Consider the following 22,094-nt stretch of genomic DNA (forward strand, 5'->3'; position numbering starts at 1 on the left):
CTGAAAGTCCTGATCTGTCAACACCAAGGCCAGGGAGAAACCGGGGGAGAAGATCATGGCCATCGAGACGGGACGGATCCCCGCCGGGCTGCGGCCCGCGATGACGGCCCTGGCCGGGGCCGCGGCCGAACTGGCGGTGCTGATCCGGCGCGGCGGCGATCTGGGCGCGGCGGTCGGCACCAACGCGGACGGCGACGGGCAGAAGGCGCTGGACGTGATCGCGGACGAGATGTTTTGCACGGCGCTGCGCGGCGCGGGCGTGCGCTGGCTGGCGTCCGAGGAGCAGGAGCAGGCGCTGGCGCTGGACCCGCAGGGCAGCCTGGCCGTGGCGATCGACCCGCTGGACGGGTCCTCGAACATCGACACCAATGTCTCGATCGGGACGATCTTTTCGATCTATCCGGCCGAGGACACGGCCGAGGCCAGCTTCCTGCGCCCGACCCGCCAGCAGATCGGCGCGGGCTATGTCATCTATGGCCCGCGCTGCGCGATGATGGTCAGCTTCGGCGACGGCGTGCAGCAGTACCTGCGGACCCCGACACGGGCGCCTTCCGGCTGGTCGACGGGCGCTACAAGCCCGACGTACTCGGTTCCCGTCCGCCTCGGCCACCGGCACTGGTCGCGCCGATCCGGGCCTATATCGACGATTGCGTCGCCGGCATCGAGGGCCCGCGCGAGACGAATTTCAACATGCGCTGGATCGCCAGCCTGGTGGCCGAGACGCATCGCATCCTGACGCGCGGCGGCATCTTCCTGTACCCGTCGGACGCCCGCAAGGGCTATGAGCGCGGCCGGTTGCGGATGCTTTACGAATGCGCGCCCATCGCCTTCCTGATCGAGCAGGCGGGCGGGCGCGCCACCGACGCCTGCGAGCCGATCCTGGACCAGGCCGCGACCGCGTTGCACCAGCGCACGCCGCTGGTCTTCGGCTCGGCCGAGAAGGTCGCCCGCGTCGCCGCCTATCACGACCTGCCCGAAACCGAGGTTTCCGCCCTGTTCGGCCATCGCGGCCTGTTCCGCGCCTGAGGAAAGACCATGAGCAAGAAGCACCCCATCATCTCTGTCACCGGCTCGTCGGGCGCGGGCACCACGACGATCAAGAACACCTTCGACCAGATCTTTCGCCGCGAGGGCATCCGGTCCGTCAGCATCGAGGGCGATGCCTTCCACCGCTACGACCGTGCCGCGATGAAGCAGGAACTGGCCCGCCGGGGCGAGGCCGGCGACAACACCTTCAGCCATTTCAGCATCGAGGCGAACGAGCTGGAAAAGCTTGAGCAGGTGTTCCGCACCTATGGCGAGACCGGCCGGGGCGAGACGCGCCATTACGTCCACGACGAGCGCGAGGCCGAGAAATACGGCACGGCCCCCGGCACCTTCACCGATTGGGCGCCGTTCGAGGACGGCTCGGACCTGCTGTTCTATGAGGGGCTGCACGGCGCGGTGAAGGCCGAGGGCATCGACATCGCGGGCCAGGCCGACCTGAAGATCGGCGTCGTGCCGGTCATCAACCTGGAATGGATCCAGAAGATCCACCGCGACAAGGCCAGCCGGGGCTATTCGACCGAGGCGGTGACGGACGTGATCCTGCGCCGGATGCACGCCTATGTGCATGTGATCTGCCCGCAGTTCACCCAGACCGACATCAACTTTCAGCGCGTGCCGGTCGTGGACACCTCGAACCCGTTCATCGCCCGCTGGATCCCGACGCCGGACGAAAGCCTGGTGGTGATCCGGTTCAGGAACCCGCGCGGCATCGATTTTCCCTATCTGACCACGATGATCCAGGGCTCGTGGATGAGCCGGCCGAACTCGATCGTCATCCCGGGGCCCAGGATGGACCTGGCCATGCAGCTGATCCTGACGCCGATGATCCTGCGTCTGGTCAGCGAATCGAAGCGCGCCTGAGGAGGAGACGCCATGAACCAGATGCTGCGTATCGACACCGACGCCGAGGCCGCGATGGCCACCGCCATCCGGGTGCTGGCGATGGACGCGGTCGAGGCCGCGAAATCCGGCCATCCCGGCGCGCCGATGGGCATGGCCGATGTGGCGGCGGTGCTGTTCAACCGCTTCATGACCATCGACCCGGCCGATGCCGCATGGCCCGACCGCGACCGCTTCGTGATGTCGGCGGGGCATGGCTCGATGCTGGTCTATGCCATCCACCACATGCTGGGTTACGACGACATGGACATGGACCAGCTGAAGCGTTTCCGCCAGCTGGGCGCCCGCACCGCCGGCCACCCCGAATACGGCCACGCCAAGGGCATCGAGGTCACCACCGGCCCGCTGGGCCAGGGCATCACCACCGCCGTCGGCATGGCCCTGGCCGAGCGGATGATGAACGCACGCTTCGGCGACGCCCTGGTCGATCACTGGACCTATGTCATCTGCGGCGACGGCTGCCTGATGGAGGGCATCAGCCACGAGGCCATCGACTTTGCCGGCCACCAGCGGCTGGGCCGGCTGATCGTGCTGTGGGACGACAACGGCATCACCATCGACGGCCACACCGACCTGGCGACCGCCACCGACCAGAAGGCGCGGTTCGCGGCCTCGGGCTGGCATGTGCAGGCGGTGGACGGCCACGACCGCGAGGCCGTCGCCACGGCCATCGAGGCCGCACGCGCCGACGACCGCCCGTCGATGATCGCCTGCAAGACCGTGATCGGCTTTGGCGCGCCCGGCAAGCAGGGCAGCCACGACGTGCATGGCGCGCCGCTGGGCGCCGAGGAGATCGCCGCCGCCCGCAAGGGTTTCGGCTGGGCGCATGAGCCCTTTGTCCTTCCGCCGCAGATCATCGACTCCTGGCGCGCGGTGGCCGCGCGCGGAGCGAAGGCGCGGTCGGCATGGCTGGACCGGCTGGCCGCTTCCCCTCACGAAGCCGGGTTTGCCGCCACGCTGGCCGCGCCCGACGCAGCCCGGCTGCGCGCCAGGATCGGCGACTATTGCCGGGGCCTGACCGAAACCCGCCCCAAGGTCGCGACCCGCAAGGCGTCGGAAATGGCGCTGGAGGTGGTCAACGACGCGCTGCCCAACACCGTGGGCGGCAGCGCCGACCTGACCGGGTCGAACCTGACGCGGACAAAAGGCATGGTCTCGGTCACGCCCGACGACCGCAGCGGGCGCTATGTCCATTACGGCATCCGCGAACATGGCATGGCCGCGATCATGAACGGCATCGCGCTGCATGGTGGGCTGATCCCCTATGGCGGGACTTTCCTGGCGTTTTCCGACTATTCCCGCCCGGCGATCCGGCTGGGCGCGCTGATGGGGGTGCCGGTCGTCCATGTCATGACCCATGACAGCATCGGCCTGGGCGAGGACGGCCCCACCCACCAGCCGGTCGAGCAGGTGGCGGCGCTGCGCGCGATCCCGAACCTGCTGGTGTTCCGCCCCGCCGACGCGGTGGAAACCGCCGAGGCCTGGGAAATCGCGCTGACGGAACGCGCCACGCCCTCGGTCCTGTGCCTGTCGCGGCAGAACCTGCCGACCGTCAGGGACGATGTGGCCGCGAACCTGACCCGGCAGGGCGCCTATGTGCTGCGCGAGCCGCAAGGCGCGCGCGACGTGACGCTGATCGCCACCGGGTCCGAGGTCGAGATCGCGCTGGCCGCCGCCGACCTGCTGGCGGGCCAGGGGGTGCGCGCGGCGGTGGTGTCAGCCCCCTGTTTCGAGCTTTTCGCCGCAAGGCCCGAGGCCGAGCGCGAGCGCGTCCTGGGCCGCGCGCCACGCATCGGCATCGAGGCGCTGATCCGGCAGGGCTGGGACGGGCTGATGCTGCGTCCCGGCGACGGTTTCGTCGGCATGGCGGGATTCGGCGCATCCGCCCCGGCCCCCGCGCTTTACCGCCATTTCGGCATCACGGCGGAACGCGCCGCCGAACTGGCCGGCCAGCTTATCCAGGGAGGGAAATGATGGCACTGATCACGCTGAGACAGCTTCTGGACCACGCAGCCGAGCAGGGCTATGGCGTGCCCGCCTTCAACATCAACAACATGGAGCAGGGGCTTGCGATCCTGAAGGCCGCGGCCGAGGTCGACGCGCCGGTGATCCTGCAGGCCAGCCGCGGCGCGCGGTCCTATGCCGGCGGCACCTCTTCCGGATCAGTACGAAGAACGCGCTTGGCCATGAGACCACAACATCTTGGAATATCAGCTGCCAGGCGCCGCTGGTACAGCGCGATGCCAACAACCTGGCGACGAACTTCAGCTATGACCTTCATTCCGTGACGTGGACAGTTCAGCTGCACGAGGCCAAAACGGCCAGTATGTGAAAACCACTTATAACCAGCGGTCATGGCCAAGGTGGCCGAGGCGGCCCATGCGTCGGCGCCGCGTCGAGGGGGAACTCGGCGTGCTGGGGTCGCTGGAAACCGGCGAGGCCGCGGCCGAGGACGGATCGGGCGCCGAGGGCAAGCTGGACCACAGCCAGCTTTTGACCGACCCGGATCAGGCGGTGGTTTCGTCAAGCGCACCGCTGCGACGCGCTGGCGATCGCCTGCGGCACCTCGCACGGGGCCTACAAGTTCACCCGCAAGCCCGATGGCGAGATCCTGGCCATGCATGTGATCGCGGCGATCCACGACCGCCTGCCGGGCACGCATCTGGTGATGCACGGATCGTCGAGCGTGCCCCAGCACCTGCAGGACCTGATCAACGCCTCGGGCGGCGAGATGCCCCAGACCTATGGCGTCCCGGTGGAGGAGATCGAGCGCGGCATCCGCATGGGCGTGCGCAAGGTCAACATCGACACCGACTGCCGCATGGCGATGACCGGGCATTTCCGCAAGGTCGCGCAGGAGAGGCCCGACGAATTCGATCCGCGCAAGTTCATGATCCCCGCCATGAAGGAGCTGACGGCGCTGTGCCGCGACCGCTTCGAACGCTTCGGCACCGCGGGGCAGGCCGGCAAGATCAGGGTCATCGCGATGGACGAGATGGCCAAACGCTACGCGTCGGGGGCGCTTGACCCGGCCATCACCGGCGCCCGCGCCGCCTAAGGGAGGAAGTCCGATGAACGAGATGAGCAAGACCCAGATCACCGACGCCAAGAAGCGTTATGCGGCGGGCGTGCTGAAATACGCGCAGATGGGCTATTGGGACGGCGACTACCAGCCCAAGGACACCGATGTGCTGGCGCTGTTTCGCATCACGCCGCAGGAGGGCGTGGACCCCATCGAGGCCGCTGCTGCCGTCGCCGGAGAAAGCTCGACCGCGACCTGGACGGTGGTCTGGACCGATCGGCTGACGGCCTGCGACCAGTACCGCGCCAAGGCCTACAAGGTCGAACCCGTTCCGGGCACGCCGGGGCAGTATTTCTGCTATGTCGCCTATGACCTGATCCTGTTCGAGGAAGGCTCCATCGCCAACGTCACGGCGTCGATCATCGGCAACGTCTTCAGCTTCAAGCCGCTGAAGGCCGCGCGGCTCGAGGACATGCGCTTTCCGGTGGCCTACATGAAGACCTTCGCCGGCCCGCCGACCGGCATCGTCGTCGAGCGCGAGCGCCTGGACAAGTTCGGCCGCCCGCTGCTGGGCGCCACCACCAAGCCCAAGCTGGGGCTTTCGGGTAAGAACTATGGCCGCGTGGTCTATGAGGGGCTGAAGGGCGGGCTCGACTTCATGAAGGACGACGAGAACATCAACTCGCAGCCCTTCATGCACTGGCGCGACCGGTTCCTGTACTGCATGGAGGCGGTGAACAAGGCGACCGCCGCGACCGGCGAGGTCAAGGGCCATTACCTGAACATCACCGCCGGCACGATGGAGGAGATGTATCGCCGCGCGCAATTCGCCAAGGAGCTGGGCTCGGTCATCGTCATGGTGGACCTGATCGTGGGCTGGACCGCGATCCAGTCGATTTCCAACTGGTGCCGGCAGAACGACATGATCCTGCACATGCACCGCGCCGGCCACGGCACCTATACCCGGCAAAAGAACCACGGCATCAGTTTCCGCGTGATCGCCAAGTGGCTGCGCATGGCGGGAGTCGACCACCTGCACTGCGGCACCGCCGTCGGCAAGCTGGAGGGCGATCCGATGACCGTGCAGGGGTTCTACAACGTCTGCCGCGAGATTCACAACGAGGTCGACCTGCCGCGCGGCATCTTCTTTGAACAGGACTGGGGCAACCTGAAGAAGGTGATGCCGGTCGCCTCGGGCGGCATCCATGCCGGGCAGATGCACCAGCTGATCGACCTGTTCGGTGACGACGTGGTCTTGCAGTTCGGCGGCGGCACCATCGGCCATCCGATGGGCATCCAGGCCGGCGCCACCGCCAACCGCGTCGCGCTGGAGGCGATGGTACTGGCCCGCAACGAGGGCGTGGACATTGCCAACGAAGGTCCCGAGGTCCTGCGCAAGGCCGCCAAATGGTGCAAGCCGCTGGAGGCCGCGCTGGATACCTGGGGCAACATCACCTTCAACTACACCTCGACCGACACCTCGGACTTCGTTCCGACCGAGTCCGTCAGCTACTAAGGGAGAGAGAACATGCGTATCACCCAGGGCTGCTTTTCCTTTCTGCCCGACCTGGACGACAACCAGATCCGCGACCAGGTGGAATACATCCTGTCGAAGGACTGGGCCGTCGGCATCGAGTTCACCGACGAGCCCCACCCCCGCAACACCTATTGGGAGATGTGGGGCAACCCGATGTTCGACCTGAAGGACGCCAAGGGCGTGATGATGGAGCTGGACGAGTGCCGCAAGGCGCATGGCGACGCCTATATCCGCATCAACGCCTTCGACAGCACACGGGGATGGGAGACGGTGATGATGTCCTTTATCGTCAACCGTCCGAAGTCCGAGCCGTCCTTCAGGACCTGGCGGATGGAGGCCGATGGCCGGCATATCCGCTATACGCACGAGATGGTCGGCTGACGCCTGATGGCCGGGCCGGCGCCCGGCGGAAGCCGGGGGACTTCGCGTCCCCCGGACCCCCTGCGGGGTATTTGGAAAACGGAGAAAGCCCGATGGATGGCGATGTTGGTGAGACGCTGGCGACGGTCGATCTGAAGGCCGAATACGAGACCTCGGGCGTGCGCGAGATCCTGGACGAGCTGGATCGCGAACTGATCGGCCTGGCTCCGGTCAAGGAGCGCATCCGCGAGACCGCCGCGCTGCTGCTGGTGGACCGGGCGCGGCGTCAACTGGGCCTGGCCCATGAGGTGCCGACGCTGCACATGAGCTTCACCGGCAATCCCGGCACCGGCAAGACCACCGTGGCGCTGAAGATGGCCGGGCTGCTGCATCGCCTTGGCTATGTGCGCAAGGGGCATCTGGTCAGCGTGACGCGCGACGACCTGGTCGGACAGTACATCGGCCACACCGCACCCAAGACCAAGGAGGTGCTGAAGAAGGCGATGGGGGGCGTCCTGTTCATCGACGAGGCCTATTACCTTTACAAGCCCGACAATGAGCGCGACTACGGCCAGGAGGCCATCGAGATCCTGTTGCAGGTGATGGAGAACAACCGCGACGACCTGGTGGTCATCATGGCGGGCTATGCCGACCGCATGGATCGGTTCTTTTCCGCCAATCCGGGGTTCCGGTCGCGCATCGCCCATCACATCGAGTTTCCCGATTATTCCGACGACGAACTGGGCCGGATTTCCGGCGCGATGCTGGAGGGGCAGGGTTACGCCTTTGACGCCGAGGGACGCGCCGCGATGGAGGAGTATATCCGCCTGCGCCGCGAGCAGCCGCATTTCGCCAATGCCCGGTCCATCCGCAATGCGCTGGACCGGGCGCGGCTGCGCCAGGCGAACCGGCTGTTTTCCGGCGACGGCCCCGTTGACGCCAAAACGCTTTCCACGATAACCGGGGCCGACATCCGGGCCAGCCGCGTCTTTCAGGGGGGCTTGGACATCGACGGCAGCCGCAGGAAGGATCAGCCATGACGTTCGACCGCAAGATCAAGATCGCGCCCTCGATCCTGTCCGCCGATTTCGCGAATTTCGGGCAGGAAATCCGCGCAGTCGAGGATCAGGGCGCCGACTGGGTCCATGTCGACGTGATGGACGGGCATTTTGTGCCGAACATCACCTTCGGCCCGCAGACCTGCAAGGCGATCCGGCCCCATATCCGCGGCGTGATGGACGTGCACCTGATGATCGCGCCGGTGGACCGCTATATCGACGCCTTCGCGGAATCGGGGGCGGATGTCATCACCGCCCATCTTGAGGCGGGGCCCCATATCCACCGCACCCTGCAGGCGATCCGGGGCGCCGGGGCCAAGGCGGGGCTGGCGCTGAACCCGGGCACGCCCGCCGAGGCCGCGAGCGGGCTGATCGACGACCTGGACCTGATCTGCGTGATGACGGTGAACCCCGGCTTCGGCGGGCAGAAGTTCATCCGCAGCCAGGTCGAGAAGGTCCGTGCCCTGCGCGCCCTGATCGGCGACCGTCCCGTGCACATCGAGATCGACGGCGGCGTCGACCCGACCACCGCGCCGCTGGTGGCCGAGGCGGGCGCGGACGTCCTGGTCGCGGGCTCGGCCGTGTTCAAGGGCGGCTCGGTGTCGAACAGCGCCCCTTACGGCGAGAACATCCGCGCCATCCGCGAGGCCGCCGAGGCTGCAACCCGCCGTTGATCCCGTCCCGGGCGCCGTCTAGGCTGGGCCCGGACTTCGGGGAGGGACGGGCGCTGGCGGCAACCGGGACAAGGCGATGATCTGGCATGCGACGACCGCGCTGGCGGGAACGGCGCTGCGGCTGGCCGCGCCCTTTTCCGGCGCGGACTGGCGCGAGCGGCTGGCGCTGACCGGGCCGGACGTCGTGCCCGGCGGGATCTGGCTGCATGCGGCCAGTGTGGGCGAGTTGAACTCGGCCCGGGTGCTGGCCGAGGCGCTGGGCGCCGAGCTGCCGCTGACCGTCACCACCAACAGCCTGACCGGGCGGGCGCTGGCGCGCAAGCTGGGCCATGTGGCGGTGCTGGCGCATCTGGAGTGCCGCAGGCGGTCGAACGCTTCCTGGCACGGATCGAACCCTCGGTCCTGGTGACGGTGGAGAACGAGCTTTGGCCCAACCGCTCGGCCATGGCGCGCGACCTGGGCGTGGCGCAGGTCGTGGTGGGCGCGCGGATTTCGGAACGCTCGGCCCAGCGATGGGCCGGCTGCCGCAGCGTCGGGCCCATGCTGCGGGCATCGACCTGCTTTCCGCCCAGGACGAGGGCAGCGAGGCGCGGCTGCTGCGGCTGGGCCTGCCGGCGCTGTCGCTGGGGACGCGGCTGAACCTGAAGCTGCTGGGGCCCGCCCAGGTCCGTCCGCCCGAGGACGGGCCCGGCCGGGCGCGGGTGGTGCTGGCGGCCTCGACCCATGAGGGCGAGGACGAGATCGTCCTGGATGCCTATGCCCAGGCCCGGCGCGCCGTTCCCGACCTGCGCCTGATCCTGGCGCCGCGCCACCCCCGGCGGGGCGACGCGGTGGCCGCGCTGATCGCGGCGCGCGGCCTGGGTTTTGCCCGGCGCAGCCAGGGCGGGGGCTTGATGCCCCGGTCCTGCTGGCCGACAGCCTGGGCGAGATGGCGGACTGGTACCGGGCGGCGGGGATCTGCGTCACCTGCGGCTCGCTGGTCGATCACGGCGGCCATACGCCGTGGGAGCCCGCCGCCTGGCGCTGCGCCGTCCTGCACGGCCCGCATGTCGCGAACCACGCCCGCGACTATGCCGACCTGGCGGCCGCCGGGGGGGCGCTGGCCGTGACCGCGCAGGACCTGGGCGCGGCGCTGGCCGAACTGGCGCAGGACGGCGAGCGCAGCGCCGCATGGGCCGGGCCGCCCGCGCGTTGCTGCTGGCGCGCGCGGGGGATCCGGCGCCGCTGATCGCGCGGATCCTGGACCTTGCGCGGACTGGCCTTGTCTAGGGCCGGCCTTGTATAAGCCCCCTCCGATCCAGATATCTGGAGGAGGAAAGGAACGACGATGATCCGCTATGACCTGCGCTGCGACAAGGGCCACGACTTCGATGGATGGTTCCGGGACTCCGAGGGTTTCGAGATCCTGCGGAAGGCGGGACAGGTCGCCTGTACGCATTGCGGATCGGTCGTGGTGGACAAGGCCCTGATGGCGCCCCGGGTGGCTGCGCCCCGGGACGACCGGCCGAAGCCCGACCTGCGCACGCCCCGCGACCCGCGCGAGGCGGCGCTGGAGCGCCTGCGCCGCCATGTCGAGGAGAACTCGGACTATGTGGGCATGTCCTTTGCCGCCGAGGCCCGCGCCATGCACGAGGGGCTGGCGCCCGAGCGCGCGATCCACGGCGAGGCCAAGCCCGAGGAGGCCCGCAAGCTGATCGAGGACGGCATCCCCGTCGCGCCGCTGCCGTTCCGCACGCGTGAGCGCGCGAACTAGGCGTCCCGCCTTCAGGGCGCGTGTTCGCCGTCGATCAGCACCATCAGCCGCCCGCGCGAACAGAACTCGACCCGCGCCTCGACGCCGTAGACCTCGGCCAGCAGGGCGGGGGTCAGAACCTCGGCAGGGGCGCCGTGGGCGCGGACGTGGCCACCGTGGATCAGGACGATCCGGTCTGCCCATTGCGCGGCCAAGGCCAGGTCGTGCAGCACCGCGACCACCACCCGCTCCTCGGCCGCCAGCCGGCGCAGTTCCGACAGCAGGCGCACCTGCCGCGCCAGGTCCAGCGCGCTGGTCGGCTCGTCCAGCAGCAGCACGCGCGGGTCGCGCACGATGGCCTGGGCCAGGCTGACCATCTGGCGCTGCCCGCCCGACAGCGCGTCCAGCGGCTCCAGCGCCAGCGCGCCGATGCCCAGTTTCTCCATCACCGCCATTGCCGCCTGGTCGGCCTGCCGGGCGGGCAGCGCCTTGCCCGCGCGCAAGGCGGCGATGACCGTCTCCAGCGCCACCAGCGACGACCCCGAGGGCAGGCTTTGCGGCATGAAGCCCAAGAGCCGCGCGCGTTCGACGGCGGGCAGGCGCGCCAGGTCCCGGCCGTCCAGCATCGTGCTGCCGCGATGCGGGACCAGCTGGGCGATGGCGCGCAGCAGGGTCGACTTCCCGGCGGCGTTGGGACCGGCCAGCACGGTCAGTTCGCCCGCCCGCATCTCGGGCAGGGTCAGGCCATCGAGGACCCGGCGCGGGCCGAAGCGGACCGAGATGTCGCGGACCAGCAGGCTCATCCGCGCCGCCGCCCGCGCAGGATCAGCGCAAAGAAGATCGGCAGGCCGATCAGCGAGGTGACAAGCCCGACCGGCAGCAGGACGCCCGGCACCACGGTTTTCGACAGCGTCGAGGCCAGCGACATGACCAGCGCCCCGGTCAGCAGGCTGGCGGGCAGAAAGACGCGGTGGTTTTCGCCCACCAGCATCCGCGCGATATGGGGGCCCGCCAAGCCGACGAAGCCGATGACGCCCACCATCGAGACCGCCGCCGCCGACAGCAGGCTGACCCGAAGAAGCGTCCAGCGCCGCAGACGGGTCACGTCGACGCCGAAGCTGCGGGCCTGATCCTCGCCCAGGCGCAGCGCGGTCAGCTTCCAGGCGGCGCCAAAGGAAAACGGCGCGGCGGCCAGCAGGATCACCCCGATCATGGCGACGCCGGGCCACTGGGCCGAGGCCAGGCTGCCCATCGACCAGAACACCAGCTGCTGCAGCGCGTCGGCCGAGGCCACGAACTGGACCAGCGACAGCAGCGCGCCGGCGGTAAAGTTCAGCGCGACGCCGAACAGGACCAGCACCTCGGGCCCGCCGCCCCGGATGCGGCCCAGAAGCTGCAGCAGCAGCAAGGCCCCCACGGCGAACAGGAAGGCATTGGCCGACACGCTCCAGACTCCGGGCAGGCCGGGGATGGTCAGGCCCAGGATGATCGCCACCGCCGCCCCGAGCGCGGCGGCCGAGGAAACGCCCAGCGTGAAGGGCTCGGCCAGCGGGTTTCCAGCCCGGTTCTGCATCTCGGCCCCAGCCGCGCCAGGGCGGCCCCGATCAGCAGGCCATCACCGCGCCGGCAGGCGCACGTCCCAGCAGCCCTGCGTGCCGCGCGACACCTCGGCCCCGGCCAGCGCGCGCAGCGTGTCCGACAGCGCCAGCCCCGCCGGGCCCGTCACCAGGTCCAGCAGCAGCGCGGCCAGCGCGGCCAGGGCCAGCACCCCCACCAGCATCGCATGCCGCCGCCCCTGGCGGTGATAGCGGTCCAGCGCCGCATGGTTGGCCTGCATGGTCATGGCGCGGGCGTCACCCACCAGGTCCCCGGCACTTGGACCGGGGAAAAGCGCGTCTCGATCTCGGCCAGGGTTGCGGCGGGGTCGATGTCGGCGAAAAGGTCCGGGTGGAAGGTCCGGGCCAGGTATTCGATCAGCGCGATATGGACGGGCGAATCGTTGAACAGGTGCCAGACCCCCGCCGCGCGCCCCTGCGTCACCGCGCGCAGCGAGGCAAAGCCGGGCGCGCCGATCAGGCTGTCGAACGAGTCCTGCGCTGTCTGGGCATCGACGCCCGAGCCCAGCACCAGCCCCCCGCGCGAGGCCATGTGCGTGCCCCCGGTCGCGACATAGACATCGGGATCGGCGCCGATCAGGTATTCCAGGCTGACGGTGCCCAGGACGCCCTTGACCGTCTCGGCCCCGATGTTCTGCCCGCCCGCCGTGGTCACGAAGTCGTGAAACACCCCCGGTCCCACGGTGGAGCAGCAGCCCGTGGGCGCGGCATGGACATGGACGAAGACGCGCGGCCGAGCGATGGCCGGGTCGGCCAGCCGGTCGCGGATACGGTTCAGCCGCGATTCGTAGAAGGTGGCGATTCCGCGCGCTCGCGCCTCGGCCCCGGTCATGGTGGCCAGAAATCGCAGGCTGGGTATCGAATTCTCCAGGGGATGCGAGAACAAATCGACATAGGCGACCGCGATCCCGGCCGCCTCGAGCTGCTGGCGCGCGACCGCCATGCCCTGGTTCTTTTCGTCCATCAGGCTCAGCACCACCAGGTCGGGGTCCAGCGCGATGATCGCCTCGACCGACAGGTCGCGGTTGCCCGCGCCGACCGAGGCGATCCGGTCGACCGCCGGGAATTTCGCGCGATAGGCAGCCATCGTGGGCGGGTCCAAAGGCTTGTCCAGCCGCCAGCCCGCGACCAGCGCGACCGGGTCGTCGTGGATCAGGCCCAGGACCGACAGGTGCCGTCCCTCGCCCAAAACGATGCGATGGGCGGGTTCGGGCAGGGTGACGGTGCGGCCCAGGATGTCGGTGGCGCTGACCTCGGCGCGCGCGGGTGCCAAGGCGGCGATCAGCGCCAGGGCGGCAAGGAACAGGCGGGCAAGGCTCATCGGTCACTCATCGGTCTGGCCGGCCTGCCCGCGTCTTGCGGCGCGTCCGGGACGGGGCGGGGGCGGGGCGTGGATCGCTTGCCTCGGGCCGCGCGGCGCGCGCGCGGATCGGGGCTGGCTTCGGTCTGGGCGCAACCTATATTCCTGACCGGGTGTGTCAACTAAGGACGGATCGCAATGACCTCAGCCAGTTCCGCTGCGCATGGCCGCGTCGGACCCGACCACGCCCGGGCCGAAGCCGGGCTGCGCCTGTTCCAGACCGGCGCGCCCAGCCATGCGTTGTCGCAGATCGCCCTGCCGCATGAAGGGCCGGGCCATCGCCTGTTCCTGGCCGTGCCGCGCGGGCCCGCGCCCGAACGGGGCTGGCCGGTGCTTTACATGCTGGACGGCAACGCGGCCTTCGATTTCCTGACGCCCGAGCATCTGGCGCTGGCGCCGGGACTAGTGGTGGTCGGCGTCGGCTATGACACCGACCGGCAATTCGCGCGCGACCGCCGCACGCTGGATTTCACCGCGCCCGACGGGCCGGGCGATGGGCTGCGCCCCGACCCAGTGCATCCCGGGCGCACGGCCGGCGGGGCGGCGATCTTTCACGACCGCCTGACCGGGCCGATCCGGGCGGCGGCGGAGGCGGGCCTGCCCGTCGACCCCGCGCGCCGGACCCTGTGGGGCCACAGCTTCGGCGGGCTTTTCACGCTTTACGCGCTGCTGGCCCGACCGGGCAGCTTTGCGCGCTATGCCGCGATCAGCCCCTCGATCTGGTGGGACGAGGGGCTGATCCGCCGCATCGCGCAGGCCGCCGCCCCTGCCTCGCTGCCGCTGCTGGTGGCGCTGGGGGACCGGGAAAAACGCTCGGGGAGCGAGGGGCCGCCGCCGGACGGGCCGGCCCCCGCGACGATGGATTTCATCCGCGATCTGGCCGCCCATCCCGGGCACAAGGCGCAGGTCCATGTGCTGGAGGGCCATGTCCATATCCAGACGCTGGCCGGGTCATTTCCGCTGGCGCTGCCCTTCGCGCTGGCGGATTGACCGGGTCGCAACGGGCACGCGCCACCCCTGATCCGCCGTGACGAAAGGGGGCGGGGCGGTCGCCTGGGGCGGCCGTTCCTCTCCAAGCGCTTGTCGTCCCGGAGGCCGGGGCCGGGCGGGTCAGCCCTGCTCCAGCCGGCGGATCAGGTCGGGGGCGATCAGCGCCACCGCCTCGGGCGAGGTCATCTGGGCATGCAGGAAGGGCAGGTCCACCACCTCGAGCGCCGCGACATGGGGTTGCCACAAGGTCGGGGTCAGCCCGCGTTCGGCATGGTCGCGGGCGGCGCGGTAATGCGTGACCGTGCCGGGATAGGGGCGGTGGCGATGCTGCCGGATCAGCCGGTTCGTGTCGATGACCGACCGCACCACCCCGTCCAGCACCGGCGGCGGCAAGGCCCCCAGCGCGGTATCCCCGGCCCGCAGGAAGGCCATGACGGCGTCGCGCGTGTCCAGCTCGGGGTGGGCGTCGGGGTCGTGGCCCGCGATCGCCAGCAGCGCGCGCAGGGCCGTCACCGGGTCGGGCTCGGGCTCGTCGCGCCAGACCTCGGCTGGATAGCTGTCCAGCAGGGCGACGACGCCCGGCGGGCGCCCCCCCTCGGCCAGGATCGCGGCGATTTCCTGCGCCAGGATGCCGCCGACCGACCAGCCGGCCAGATGAACCGGACCGGCGGGAACCTGGCCCGCGATGCGGGCGGCGTAGTCCTGCGCCAGCGCCGACAGGCTGGCGGGCATCGGACGCGCGGGGTCAAGGCCCGGGTGCTGCAACCCCCAGACCCGGCGGCCGGCCGCGATCCGGCGCGCCAGGCCGCGATAGCCCCAGGCAAGCCCGCCCGCCGGATGGATCAGGAACAGGGGCGCGCGCGCCGTGTCGCCATCGGCCAGCAGGATCAGGGGGCCGAGCCCGTCGTCCCCCGCCCGACCCCCGTCCAGCGCCACGGCCAGATGGGCCAGCACGGGATGTTCGAAGATGGTGCCAAGGCCCGGGTCGCGGCCGGTCGCGGCCTCGATCTCTTGCGCGAGGCGGACGGCGGACAGGGAATCGCCGCCCAGGGCAAAGAAGTCGGCCTCGGCCGGAGCGGGTTCGGGCAGGTGCAGGATACGCGCGAAAAGCCCGGCCAGCAGCCGCTCGGTCGCGGTTTGCGCGGCCCGGCCCAAGGCCAGGAACTCGGGCGCGGGCAGGGCCTTGCGGTCCAGCTTGCCGTTTGCGGTGACGGGCAGCGCCTCCAGCGTGATCTCGGCCGCGGGCAGCATATAGGCGGGCAGGCTGGCCGCCAGCCGCTCGGCCAGCAGGCCGGGACGCCAGGCCGCGCCCGCCGCGGGCACGACATAGGCCACCAGCCGCTTGTCGCCGGCGTGATCCTCGCGCGCGATCACCACGGCCTCGCGCGCCAGGCCGGTGGCCATGATCGCGGCCTCGATCTCGCCCAGCTCGATGCGCAGGCCCCGGATCTTGACCTGGTGGTCCGAGCGGCCAAGGTAGATCACCGCCCCGTCGGGCCGCAGCCGCGCCAGGTCGCCGGTGGCGTAGAGCCTTCCCCCCGGACCCTGGACGAAACGCTCGGCCGTCAGGTCGTCCCGGCCCAGATAGCCGCGCGCCAGCTGCACGCCGCCCAGGTACAGGTTGCCCGCCAGCCCCGGCGGCACCGGCCGCATCCGGTCGTCCAGCACCGAAAGCGCGGTGTTCCACACCGGCCAGCCGATAGGGACCGGGTTGCTGCGGTCCTGCGCGTCGGCGGGCCAGTAGCTGACATCGACGGCGGCCTCGGTCGGGCCGTAGAGGTTGTGCAGCTCGGCCCGGATGCGGTCGTGGAAGCGGTCGCGCTGATCCGCCGTCAGCTCCTCGCCCGAACAGAAGACGCGCCGCATCGCCAGCCCCTCGGAGGCGGGCGAGGCCAGAAAGGCCGACAGCATCGAGGGCACAAAATGGCAGGTGGTGATCGCATGGTCGCGGATCAGCCGGGCGATGGCGGCAGGGTCGCGATGCGCGCCGGGGGGCGCCATGACCAGCTCGGCCCCGGCGATCATCGGCAGGAAGAACTCCCAGACCGAGACGTCGAAGGTCGCCGGCGTCTTTTGCAGGATGCGGTCGCTGGCATCGATGCCGTAATGCGCCTGCATCCACAGCAGGCGGTTGACGATGGCGCGATGGTCGATGGCGACGCCCTTGGGTTCCCCGGTCGAGCCCGAGGTGAAGATCACATAGGCCAGATCACCCGGCGCGGGCTCTCCCTCGGGCTCGCCGTCCCGGGGCCAGTCGGCGGGACACAGCAAGGGCGCATCCGGCGCGAACAGCGGCGCCAGGTCGGGGGTCGTCAGCACGGCGACCGGCTGGGCCTGGTCCGGATGCGGGCGATGCGCTGGGGCGGGTGCGCCGGGTCCAGCGGCAGATAGGCCGCTCCCGCCCGCAGGCAGGCCAGCAGCGCGATCGGCAGACCGGCCGACGCACCACGGCTGTAGGCGTCGAGCCGGTTCGGCGGCAGCACCAGGAAGACCGAGCTCACGCGGTGGCGCAGATCGGCAAAGCGCCTCGCGGTCGGCCTTACCGAGGAAACGGTTCGCGGCGCGGGCAATCAGATGCCCGAATTGCGTCCGAAGCCGGTTCCTGATCGGGTTCGTGGCCTGGCGCGGGCCTGCGCCTCGGCGATCTCGGCGGGGCTGGCGGTCGGGACCTCGGCCAGGGACTCAGCCTCCAGCGCGGCGGTCAGGAAGGCCACCAGCCGGTCGCCATGGCCCTGCACCTCGGTCCGGGTGTAAAGGGCGGGATTGGCGTCGACCTCGAAGACCATCCCTTGGGGATCGCCGCGGAAGGTCAGGGTCAGGTCGTCGACCGCGCCCGCGCCCAGGATGTGCAGCCGCACCGACAGTCCTGGAAACTCCGGTGCCCTGTCAAAGGGCTGCACGTTCACGATGGGCCCGTAAAGCCGCCGCGTCCCGCCGACCAGACCCAGTTCGCGGCGCAAAAGCTCGCTGCGGTAAAGCCCGTGGCGCCGGCCTTGGGCCATGCGCCGCGACTGATGGGCCAGCCATTCGGGCAGCGCGGCATCCTCGTCGATCTGCAGGCGATGGGGCAGGACGTTCATCGCCATGCAGGGCACTTGGGCGATCTTGCGCCCCATCCGCGCCATGAAGGGCAGGCCGATCACCGCCTCGCCCCCGGTCCAGCGTGCCAGATAGGCGCCGGCCAGGGCGTTCAGCATGTCCGGCCAGCCCAGCCCGCAAGCCTGGGCCTGGGCGGACAGGCGGGCCAGCAGGGACTGGGGCAGGGTGCGGCTGTCGCGCAGGAAATCGTGGCCGCTGACCGCGCGGCCGGGGGCCGGGCCCGCGGCCTCGGGCAGGTCCGCAAGCGCGCGGTGCCACCAGTCGCGATCCACCGCGCGGCGAGGGGACTGGCGATAGGCCGCGTCTTCCTCGGCCGCAAGCGACAGGGGGCCGAAGGGCGCGGGCGCCGGCCCTTGCCCAGTCAGCGCGGCGTAATGTTCGGCGATGCGGTTCGTGACCAGCACCATGCCATAGCCGTCGATGGCCAAGTGGTGGATGCGTTCGTAAAGGAAATGTCGGTCGGGCGCGATGACGAACAGCGTGAAGGCCGCCGCCGGGTCCCGGTCCAGCTGCAGCGGGCGACGGCTGTCGGCGCGCATCTGGGCCAGGGCTTGCGCCTCTGGCTCGGGCTGGACGGTGAGGTCGGCGAAGCCCAGCATCGGCGGCAGCCCGCCCGCCTGGCGCGGCCCGTTCCCGGGATCGGCAAAGCGCAGCGACAGGGCCGGGCTTTCGGCGATGGTGCGTGCCACCGCCGCCGCCATCGCGTCGCGATCCAAGGGGCCCAGCAGTTCCAGGTATTGCCCGGTGTTCAGGATCGGGTTCGCTGGGTCCAGCGCCTGGGCGTACCACAATCCCTCCTGCGCCTCGGACAAGGGCGGCGAGTCGGGCGTGACGGGGCACAGGGGCATCGGCTCGTCACCGTGAAGGGGAGAGGACGGCGAAGACTGCTGAGTCATGGGCGGACGGCCATATTCTTGTTACCGCGACAGGCCTATCTTGCCCCGTCAGGATTGGGGCCATAGTCTTGGCATGAAAAATAGTCAACTTTTCATCCCCCACCGCCCGGACCGATCCGGCCGCATATCCAGGACCCAGGATGCCCAAGACCTCTGCCGATGCCACGCTCCCGCTTCGCGACACCCAAGCAGTATATGGGCGCGTCACAAGGGTTTTGCACTGGTCCATCGCGGCGCTGATGGCCTGGCAGTTCCTGGGCATGGGGCTGCGGCTGATCCTTGGCCGCACGCCCGTGGTCAGTTTCTTCGTCGGATCGCACCAGAAGGTGGGCACGGTCCTGTTCCTGCTGATCCTGGCGCGCATCGGCTGGGCGCTTTCGAACCGGCGCAACCGGCCCGACCACGGCGCCGGATTGCTGGGACGGGCGGCCACCGCCGGGCACCTGGCGCTGTATCTGGCGATGCTGATCGTGCCGACTGCCGCCCTGCTGCGCGCCTGGGGCTCCGAGCGGGTCTTTGCGCCCTTCGGGTTTCAGGTCTTTCCCGCCCAGATGCCCGAGATCGGCTGGGCCGTGAGCATCGGCGACGCCCTGCATGGCGAACTCGCCTGGATCATGCTGGCGCTGATCGCGGGCCATGTCATCATGGTGGGCCTGCACGAAAGCATGTGGCGCGATGGCACGCTGGCGCGGATGGCTGGCCGGCGCCGCGCCTGAAACGGCAGCGCGGCGCTTGCGGCAAATGTCGCATGGGTATTTGAAAAACGGTGAAAGCCGGGGCGCTGCGCCTGGTCTTCACCGTTTTTCAAATACCCGATCGCCGCGACGCCGCAAGGGCAACGCCTCAGGTGGGGCGAAAGGCCCCGGCGGCCTTTTCGATTGATCCGGCGGCCGGCAGGTGTCACGATCCGGTCATGAACATGCCCTTCGGCTTCAATGCGGATCAGGAGCGGGTCGCCTTTGACCGGGCCGAGCTTGGCGTGATCCTGTCGCTTTACGGCCGGATGGTCGCGGCGGGGGAATGGCGCGACTATGGCCTGTCGTTCCTGCGCGAGGTGGCGGTGTTTTCCGTCTTTCGCCGGGCTGCCGAGAACCCGCTTTACCGCATCGAGAAGCGGCCCCGGCTGCGTGCGGCGCAGGGGCAATATGCGGTGATCGGGATGGATGGGCGCGTGCTCAAGCGCGGGCACGACCTGGGGCAGGTGCTGCGCGTGCTGGAGCGCAAGCTGATCCGGCCGGTCGACTAGCCGCCCACCCAGTGGATGACGAAGGGCAGGGTCAGGATGCTGGCCGCCGTCGATACCAGGATCGCGGTCGACACCCGATGCGCCGCGACGCCAAAGTGCTGGGCAAGAATATAGACGTTGCCCGCGACCGGCAGGCTGGCTGCGGCGATCATCACGCCCGCAGCAAAGGGCTGCACGTCAAAGATGGCAAGCGCCGCGGTGCCCACCGCCAGGGGATGCAGCACCAGCTTGGCCAGGCTGATCCACAGCGCCGGGGCCAGCCGCTCGGCCCGGCGGCCTGCCAGGCTGGCGCCGATGGCGAACAGCGCCCCGGGTGTCGCGGCGGCGCCCAGTAGCGACAGGAATTCGTCCGCCGGGCGGGGCATCGGCAGCCGCAGCCAGGCCCAGCCGAGCCCGGCCACCATGGAGACGATCATCGGGTTCGCGACGACGCCACGGACCAGCGGCACCAGCGCCGAGGCCAGCCCCCGCCCGTGCCGCGCGGCCGTGACCAGCAGCGTCAGCAGCGCCGAAAAGATCACCAGGTCGATGGCCAGCACCATCATCACCGGGCCGATGGCCGCCTGTCCCAGCAGCACGACCAGCATGGGCACGCCCAGAAAGCCGGTGTTGCCGGTGACGGCGCTGTGCGATTCCATCGCCGCCTCGGCCAGGGGCAGGCGGCGCCAGCGCGCGACCGCCATCGCCAGCAGCCACAGCGCCAGCGTGCCGGTCAGATAGGCCATGAAGAAGGGCGCGTCGAACAGTCGCCGCACGTCGAGCCCGGCGGCAAAGCGGAACAGCATCGCCGACAGTGCGAAGTAGAAGACGAATTTCGTCAGCCACGCGGTCGCTTCCTGCGGAAAGAACCGGGTGTGGCCGGCCAGCCAGCCGGTGCCGATGATCAGGAAGAAGGGCAGCGTGCGCAGAAAGATGTCAAGCATCGGGTCCGCGTTCGACGGTGTATTCGGTCTGACCCGGGGCGGTCTCGCGGACCGAGATCAGGACATGGCCGGATTCGGCGCAGAAATGCGGCACGTCGACCAGCGCCGCACGGTCGGTCGCAAGCAGGGTGACGCGGGTTCCGGGCGGCTGGCCCAGAAGGCGCTTGCGCAGGCGCAGGACCGGCAGGGGACACAGAAGCCCGCGGGCGTCGATCTGCAGGCTCATGCCAATGCGACCCGCGCCCGGCACCAGTCGAGCGCGGCCCCGGGCGCGACCGGCTGCGCCATCTCGCCCGCGAAGGCGTGAAAGCCGGGCAGTTGCTCGGCCGGGACCGACAGCAGGACCGGCACGCCCTGGGCCAGCGCCTGGGCGATGACGTCGCGAAAGCCGCGACCGAAACATTCCTGCTTGCCGAACTTGTTGACGATGACGAGATCGGCACCGCGCGCCAGCGCCGCCTCGGCCCGTGCCACGGCCTGGGCCAGCGCACCCGTGTCCAGCCGGCAGCCTTCGGCGCAGGTGCCGAGGTTCTGCGAGATGCGGATGACGGACCCGTCGCCGAGGATGCGCAGGTCCATGTCGCAGTCCTGCCCTTCGCCCCGATCCAGGTTCTGCTGGACCGCGCCGGCCAGCCGCAGCCCCTCGCGTTCCAGCAGGGCGGCGGTTTCGGCGAGCAGCCGGTCGGCGCCGCCGGCGTCGGGGATGGTGACAAAGCCAAGCATCGCGGTTCCTTTCCCAAGGCGGCCAGAATAGTCCCGGCGGCGGCGGGCGCAACGTGGGTATTTGGAAACGGTGAAAGCCCTTCAGGGGCTGTCGGCCAGAGGTCCGTAGAAGATCAGCGCGGGATGGGGGCTGGGCCCCTCGGCCGCGAGCAGCGCGGCAAGGCCCGATACCGTGGTGCGGACCAGCCGCTGGTGGGGGTGGCCCACGGCCTCGGCCAGCAGGGCCGGGGTGTCGGCGGGCAGGCCGTTTTCGATCAGCGACCGGGCCATGCCGGGAAATGTGCGCTGGCCCATGAAGACGACCGTGGTGGCGCGCGGATCGGCCAGCGCCGCCCAGTTCTGGTCCTGCGGCAGGCCCCCGGTCACGTCGGCGCCGGTCACGAATTGCAGCCGCCGCGCCGTCAGGCGCCGGGTCAGCGGCAGGCCCGCGACCGCCGCCGCCGCCATGGCCGAAGGAACGCCGGGCACGATCTCGTAGGGAATGGCGGCGGCGCGCAGCGCGGCCAGTTCCTCCTCGAGCCGGCCGAAGACGCCGGAATCGCCCGATTTCAGCCGCACCACATGTTTGCCGGCGCTGGCATGCTCGACCAGCAGGGCATTCACCGTTTCCTGCTTGGCCGAGGGACGGCCGGCGCGCTTGCCCACCGGGATGCGTTCCGCCTGCGGTCCCGCCTGGTCCAGCACCGGCCCCGAGGCGAGGTCGTCGTAAAGCACCACGTCGCAGCCCTGCAGCAGGCGCAACGCGCGCAAGGTCAGAAGCTCGGGGTCACCCGGCCCGGAGGAGACGAAGCTGACGCGGCCTTGTTCGGTCATCTTTCCGCGATGCGGCAAAATCGGTTTCATGGCAAGGGGCTGCTTGCCGGGTCCGTCCCCATTTGCGATAGAGGGCGCGACCGAGAGCCGGGGGTATC

The 22,094-nt window shown here is 70.0% G+C and carries 24 protein-coding genes and 2 pseudogenes; 15 read left to right on the plus strand and 11 right to left on the minus strand.

Features of this window, described 5'->3' with window-relative positions; translation table 11 throughout:
* Window positions 1-55 precede the first annotated feature (55 nt).
* The 12 genes and pseudogenes from DPM13_RS10110 to DPM13_RS10155 all read left to right on the plus strand — a co-directional run bounded on the left by DPM13_RS10110 (window position 56) and on the right by DPM13_RS10155 (window position 10,351).
* A pseudogene (locus tag DPM13_RS10110) lies at window positions 56-1,026 on the plus strand (class 1 fructose-bisphosphatase).
* Window positions 1,027-1,035: 9 nt separating this feature from the next.
* Complete coding sequence (locus DPM13_RS10115) at window positions 1,036-1,908, plus strand: phosphoribulokinase (RefSeq protein ID WP_112887954.1); 873 nt, start codon at window positions 1,036-1,038, stop codon at window positions 1,906-1,908.
* A 12-nt stretch (window positions 1,909-1,920) separates the two neighbouring features.
* Window positions 1,921-3,921: a transketolase gene (tkt, locus tag DPM13_RS10120; RefSeq protein ID WP_189654633.1), complete on the plus strand. Its 2,001-nt coding sequence runs from the start codon at window positions 1,921-1,923 to the stop codon at window positions 3,919-3,921.
* Window positions 3,921-5,005 (plus strand): annotated as a pseudogene (locus DPM13_RS10125) (ketose-bisphosphate aldolase). The gene tkt and the pseudogene DPM13_RS10125 overlap by 1 nt, the downstream one beginning before the upstream one ends.
* A gap of 22 nt (window positions 5,006-5,027) precedes the next feature.
* Window positions 5,028-6,485, plus strand: coding sequence for a form I ribulose bisphosphate carboxylase large subunit (locus tag DPM13_RS10130; protein WP_397246341.1), 1,458 nt, complete (start codon window positions 5,028-5,030; stop codon window positions 6,483-6,485).
* 12 nt (window positions 6,486-6,497) lie between these two features.
* Window positions 6,498-6,887, plus strand: a complete 390-nt coding sequence (locus DPM13_RS10135) for a ribulose bisphosphate carboxylase small subunit (RefSeq protein WP_028721253.1) — start codon at window positions 6,498-6,500, stop codon at window positions 6,885-6,887.
* Between the two features lie 92 nt (window positions 6,888-6,979).
* Window positions 6,980-7,906: a CbbX protein gene (gene cbbX, locus DPM13_RS10140; RefSeq protein WP_080621616.1), complete on the plus strand. Its 927-nt coding sequence runs from the start codon at window positions 6,980-6,982 to the stop codon at window positions 7,904-7,906.
* The gene (gene rpe / locus DPM13_RS10145; protein ID WP_028721252.1) at window positions 7,903-8,598 is read left to right on the plus strand and encodes a ribulose-phosphate 3-epimerase; all 696 of its coding nucleotides are present in this window, start codon (window positions 7,903-7,905) and stop codon (window positions 8,596-8,598) included. Before cbbX ends, rpe begins: the two co-directional genes overlap by 4 nt.
* 76 nt (window positions 8,599-8,674) lie before the next feature.
* A complete protein-coding gene (locus DPM13_RS25085; RefSeq protein ID WP_262983101.1) occupies window positions 8,675-9,007 on the plus strand; it encodes a glycosyltransferase N-terminal domain-containing protein in 333 nt (110 codons plus the stop codon).
* Between the two features lie 2 nt (window positions 9,008-9,009).
* Window positions 9,010-9,237 (plus strand): glycosyltransferase N-terminal domain-containing protein, encoded by a 228-nt coding sequence (locus DPM13_RS25090; protein ID WP_262983341.1) that lies wholly within the window; start codon window positions 9,010-9,012, stop codon window positions 9,235-9,237.
* Between the two features lie 289 nt (window positions 9,238-9,526).
* Entirely contained in the window at window positions 9,527-9,826 is a 300-nt protein-coding gene (locus DPM13_RS25095; protein WP_262983102.1) for a hypothetical protein, read from the plus strand.
* Window positions 9,827-9,925: 99 nt separating this feature from the next.
* Window positions 9,926-10,351: a DUF1178 family protein gene (locus DPM13_RS10155; protein ID WP_112887956.1), complete on the plus strand. Its 426-nt coding sequence runs from the start codon at window positions 9,926-9,928 to the stop codon at window positions 10,349-10,351.
* Window positions 10,352-10,362: 11 nt separating this feature from the next.
* Here the strand turns inward: DPM13_RS10155 and DPM13_RS10160 are convergent, their stop codons facing one another.
* Genes DPM13_RS10160 through DPM13_RS10170 form a run of 4 tightly spaced genes read right to left on the minus strand, consistent with a single transcriptional unit; the run spans window position 10,363 to window position 13,267 of the window.
* Window positions 10,363-11,133, minus strand: coding sequence for an ABC transporter ATP-binding protein (locus DPM13_RS10160; protein WP_112887957.1), 771 nt, complete (start codon window positions 11,131-11,133; stop codon window positions 10,363-10,365).
* Window positions 11,130-11,903 (minus strand): FecCD family ABC transporter permease, encoded by a 774-nt coding sequence (locus DPM13_RS10165; RefSeq protein WP_223251936.1) that lies wholly within the window; start codon window positions 11,901-11,903, stop codon window positions 11,130-11,132. Before DPM13_RS10165 ends, DPM13_RS10160 begins: the two co-directional genes overlap by 4 nt.
* Before the next feature lie 42 nt (window positions 11,904-11,945).
* Entirely contained in the window at window positions 11,946-12,191 is a 246-nt protein-coding gene (locus tag DPM13_RS23030; protein WP_223251937.1) for a hypothetical protein, read from the minus strand.
* On the minus strand, window positions 12,170-13,267 hold the full coding sequence (locus DPM13_RS10170) for an ABC transporter substrate-binding protein (protein ID WP_112887958.1): 1,098 nt from the start codon (window positions 13,265-13,267) through the stop codon (window positions 12,170-12,172). Before DPM13_RS10170 ends, DPM13_RS23030 begins: the two co-directional genes overlap by 22 nt.
* A 177-nt stretch (window positions 13,268-13,444) precedes the next feature.
* Between DPM13_RS10170 and DPM13_RS10175 the strand changes: the two genes are divergently transcribed.
* On the plus strand, window positions 13,445-14,296 hold the full coding sequence (locus tag DPM13_RS10175; protein WP_112887959.1) for an alpha/beta hydrolase: 852 nt from the start codon (window positions 13,445-13,447) through the stop codon (window positions 14,294-14,296).
* A 120-nt stretch (window positions 14,297-14,416) separates the two neighbouring features.
* Here DPM13_RS10175 and DPM13_RS23035 read toward each other — a convergent pair whose 3' ends face one another.
* The 3 genes from DPM13_RS23035 to DPM13_RS23045 form a co-directional block, all read right to left on the minus strand.
* Complete coding sequence (locus tag DPM13_RS23035) at window positions 14,417-16,615, minus strand: amino acid adenylation domain-containing protein (protein ID WP_223251938.1); 2,199 nt, start codon at window positions 16,613-16,615, stop codon at window positions 14,417-14,419.
* The gene (locus tag DPM13_RS23040) at window positions 16,609-16,797 is read right to left on the minus strand and encodes a hypothetical protein (RefSeq protein ID WP_223251939.1); all 189 of its coding nucleotides are present in this window, start codon (window positions 16,795-16,797) and stop codon (window positions 16,609-16,611) included. Before DPM13_RS23040 ends, DPM13_RS23035 begins: the two co-directional genes overlap by 7 nt.
* Before the next feature lie 69 nt (window positions 16,798-16,866).
* Complete coding sequence (locus tag DPM13_RS23045; RefSeq protein WP_223251940.1) at window positions 16,867-18,243, minus strand: condensation domain-containing protein; 1,377 nt, start codon at window positions 18,241-18,243, stop codon at window positions 16,867-16,869.
* A gap of 287 nt (window positions 18,244-18,530) precedes the next feature.
* Between DPM13_RS23045 and DPM13_RS10185 the strand changes: the two genes are divergently transcribed.
* Window positions 18,531-19,007 carry a cytochrome b gene (locus DPM13_RS10185; RefSeq protein WP_262983103.1) on the plus strand — a complete coding sequence of 159 codons (477 nt, stop codon included), beginning with the start codon at window positions 18,531-18,533 and terminating at the stop codon, window positions 19,005-19,007.
* 197 nt (window positions 19,008-19,204) lie between these two features.
* Window positions 19,205-19,537, plus strand: a complete 333-nt coding sequence (locus tag DPM13_RS10190) for a DUF2794 domain-containing protein (protein ID WP_051578369.1) — start codon at window positions 19,205-19,207, stop codon at window positions 19,535-19,537.
* On the opposite strand, the gene DPM13_RS10195 is transcribed toward DPM13_RS10190, so the two are convergent.
* The 4 genes from DPM13_RS10195 to cobA form a co-directional block, all read right to left on the minus strand.
* Window positions 19,534-20,460 carry an AEC family transporter gene (locus DPM13_RS10195; protein WP_028721242.1) on the minus strand — a complete coding sequence of 309 codons (927 nt, stop codon included), beginning with the start codon at window positions 20,458-20,460 and terminating at the stop codon, window positions 19,534-19,536. The genes DPM13_RS10190 and DPM13_RS10195 overlap by 4 nt on opposite strands.
* Complete coding sequence (locus tag DPM13_RS10200; protein WP_028721241.1) at window positions 20,453-20,686, minus strand: sulfurtransferase TusA family protein; 234 nt, start codon at window positions 20,684-20,686, stop codon at window positions 20,453-20,455. The genes DPM13_RS10195 and DPM13_RS10200 overlap by 8 nt, the downstream gene beginning before the upstream one ends.
* Window positions 20,683-21,183, minus strand: a complete 501-nt coding sequence (locus DPM13_RS10205; protein ID WP_112887961.1) for a DUF2478 domain-containing protein — start codon at window positions 21,181-21,183, stop codon at window positions 20,683-20,685. Before DPM13_RS10205 ends, DPM13_RS10200 begins: the two co-directional genes overlap by 4 nt.
* Before the next feature lie 81 nt (window positions 21,184-21,264).
* Window positions 21,265-21,996, minus strand: coding sequence for a uroporphyrinogen-III C-methyltransferase (gene cobA / locus DPM13_RS10210; protein ID WP_028721239.1), 732 nt, complete (start codon window positions 21,994-21,996; stop codon window positions 21,265-21,267).
* Between the last annotated feature and the right edge of the window lie 98 nt (window positions 21,997-22,094).

This window comes from Paracoccus mutanolyticus (genome assembly GCF_003285265.1).
Lineage (GTDB): Bacteria > Pseudomonadota > Alphaproteobacteria > Rhodobacterales > Rhodobacteraceae > Paracoccus > Paracoccus yeei.

Bases quoted from the DNA above. Each gene is read 5' to 3' on its own strand.
- DPM13_RS10115 (WP_112887954.1), top strand. From the start codon at position 1,036: ATGAGCAAGAAGCACCCCATCATCTCTGTCACCGGCTCGTCGGGCGCG.
- tkt (WP_189654633.1), top strand. From the start codon at position 1,921: ATGAACCAGATGCTGCGTATCGACACCGACGCCGAGGCCGCGATGGCC.
- DPM13_RS10130 (WP_397246341.1), top strand. From the start codon at position 5,028: ATGAGCAAGACCCAGATCACCGACGCCAAGAAGCGTTATGCGGCGGGC.
- DPM13_RS10135 (WP_028721253.1), top strand. From the start codon at position 6,498: ATGCGTATCACCCAGGGCTGCTTTTCCTTTCTGCCCGACCTGGACGAC.
- cbbX (WP_080621616.1), top strand. From the start codon at position 6,980: ATGGATGGCGATGTTGGTGAGACGCTGGCGACGGTCGATCTGAAGGCC.
- rpe (WP_028721252.1), top strand. From the start codon at position 7,903: ATGACGTTCGACCGCAAGATCAAGATCGCGCCCTCGATCCTGTCCGCC.
- DPM13_RS25085 (WP_262983101.1), top strand. From the start codon at position 8,675: ATGATCTGGCATGCGACGACCGCGCTGGCGGGAACGGCGCTGCGGCTG.
- DPM13_RS25095 (WP_262983102.1), top strand. From the start codon at position 9,527: ATGGCGGACTGGTACCGGGCGGCGGGGATCTGCGTCACCTGCGGCTCG.
- DPM13_RS10155 (WP_112887956.1), top strand. From the start codon at position 9,926: ATGATCCGCTATGACCTGCGCTGCGACAAGGGCCACGACTTCGATGGA.
- DPM13_RS10160 (WP_112887957.1), bottom strand. From the start codon at position 11,133: ATGAGCCTGCTGGTCCGCGACATCTCGGTCCGCTTCGGCCCGCGCCGG.
- DPM13_RS10165 (WP_223251936.1), bottom strand. From the start codon at position 11,903: ATGCAGAACCGGGCTGGAAACCCGCTGGCCGAGCCCTTCACGCTGGGC.
- DPM13_RS10170 (WP_112887958.1), bottom strand. From the start codon at position 13,267: ATGAGCCTTGCCCGCCTGTTCCTTGCCGCCCTGGCGCTGATCGCCGCC.
- DPM13_RS10175 (WP_112887959.1), top strand. From the start codon at position 13,445: ATGACCTCAGCCAGTTCCGCTGCGCATGGCCGCGTCGGACCCGACCAC.
- DPM13_RS23045 (WP_223251940.1), bottom strand. From the start codon at position 18,243: ATGCCCCTGTGCCCCGTCACGCCCGACTCGCCGCCCTTGTCCGAGGCG.
- DPM13_RS10185 (WP_262983103.1), top strand. From the start codon at position 18,531: ATGGCCTGGCAGTTCCTGGGCATGGGGCTGCGGCTGATCCTTGGCCGC.
- DPM13_RS10190 (WP_051578369.1), top strand. From the start codon at position 19,205: ATGAACATGCCCTTCGGCTTCAATGCGGATCAGGAGCGGGTCGCCTTT.
- DPM13_RS10195 (WP_028721242.1), bottom strand. From the start codon at position 20,460: ATGCTTGACATCTTTCTGCGCACGCTGCCCTTCTTCCTGATCATCGGC.
- DPM13_RS10200 (WP_028721241.1), bottom strand. From the start codon at position 20,686: ATGAGCCTGCAGATCGACGCCCGCGGGCTTCTGTGTCCCCTGCCGGTC.
- DPM13_RS10205 (WP_112887961.1), bottom strand. From the start codon at position 21,183: ATGCTTGGCTTTGTCACCATCCCCGACGCCGGCGGCGCCGACCGGCTG.
- cobA (WP_028721239.1), bottom strand. From the start codon at position 21,996: ATGACCGAACAAGGCCGCGTCAGCTTCGTCTCCTCCGGGCCGGGTGAC.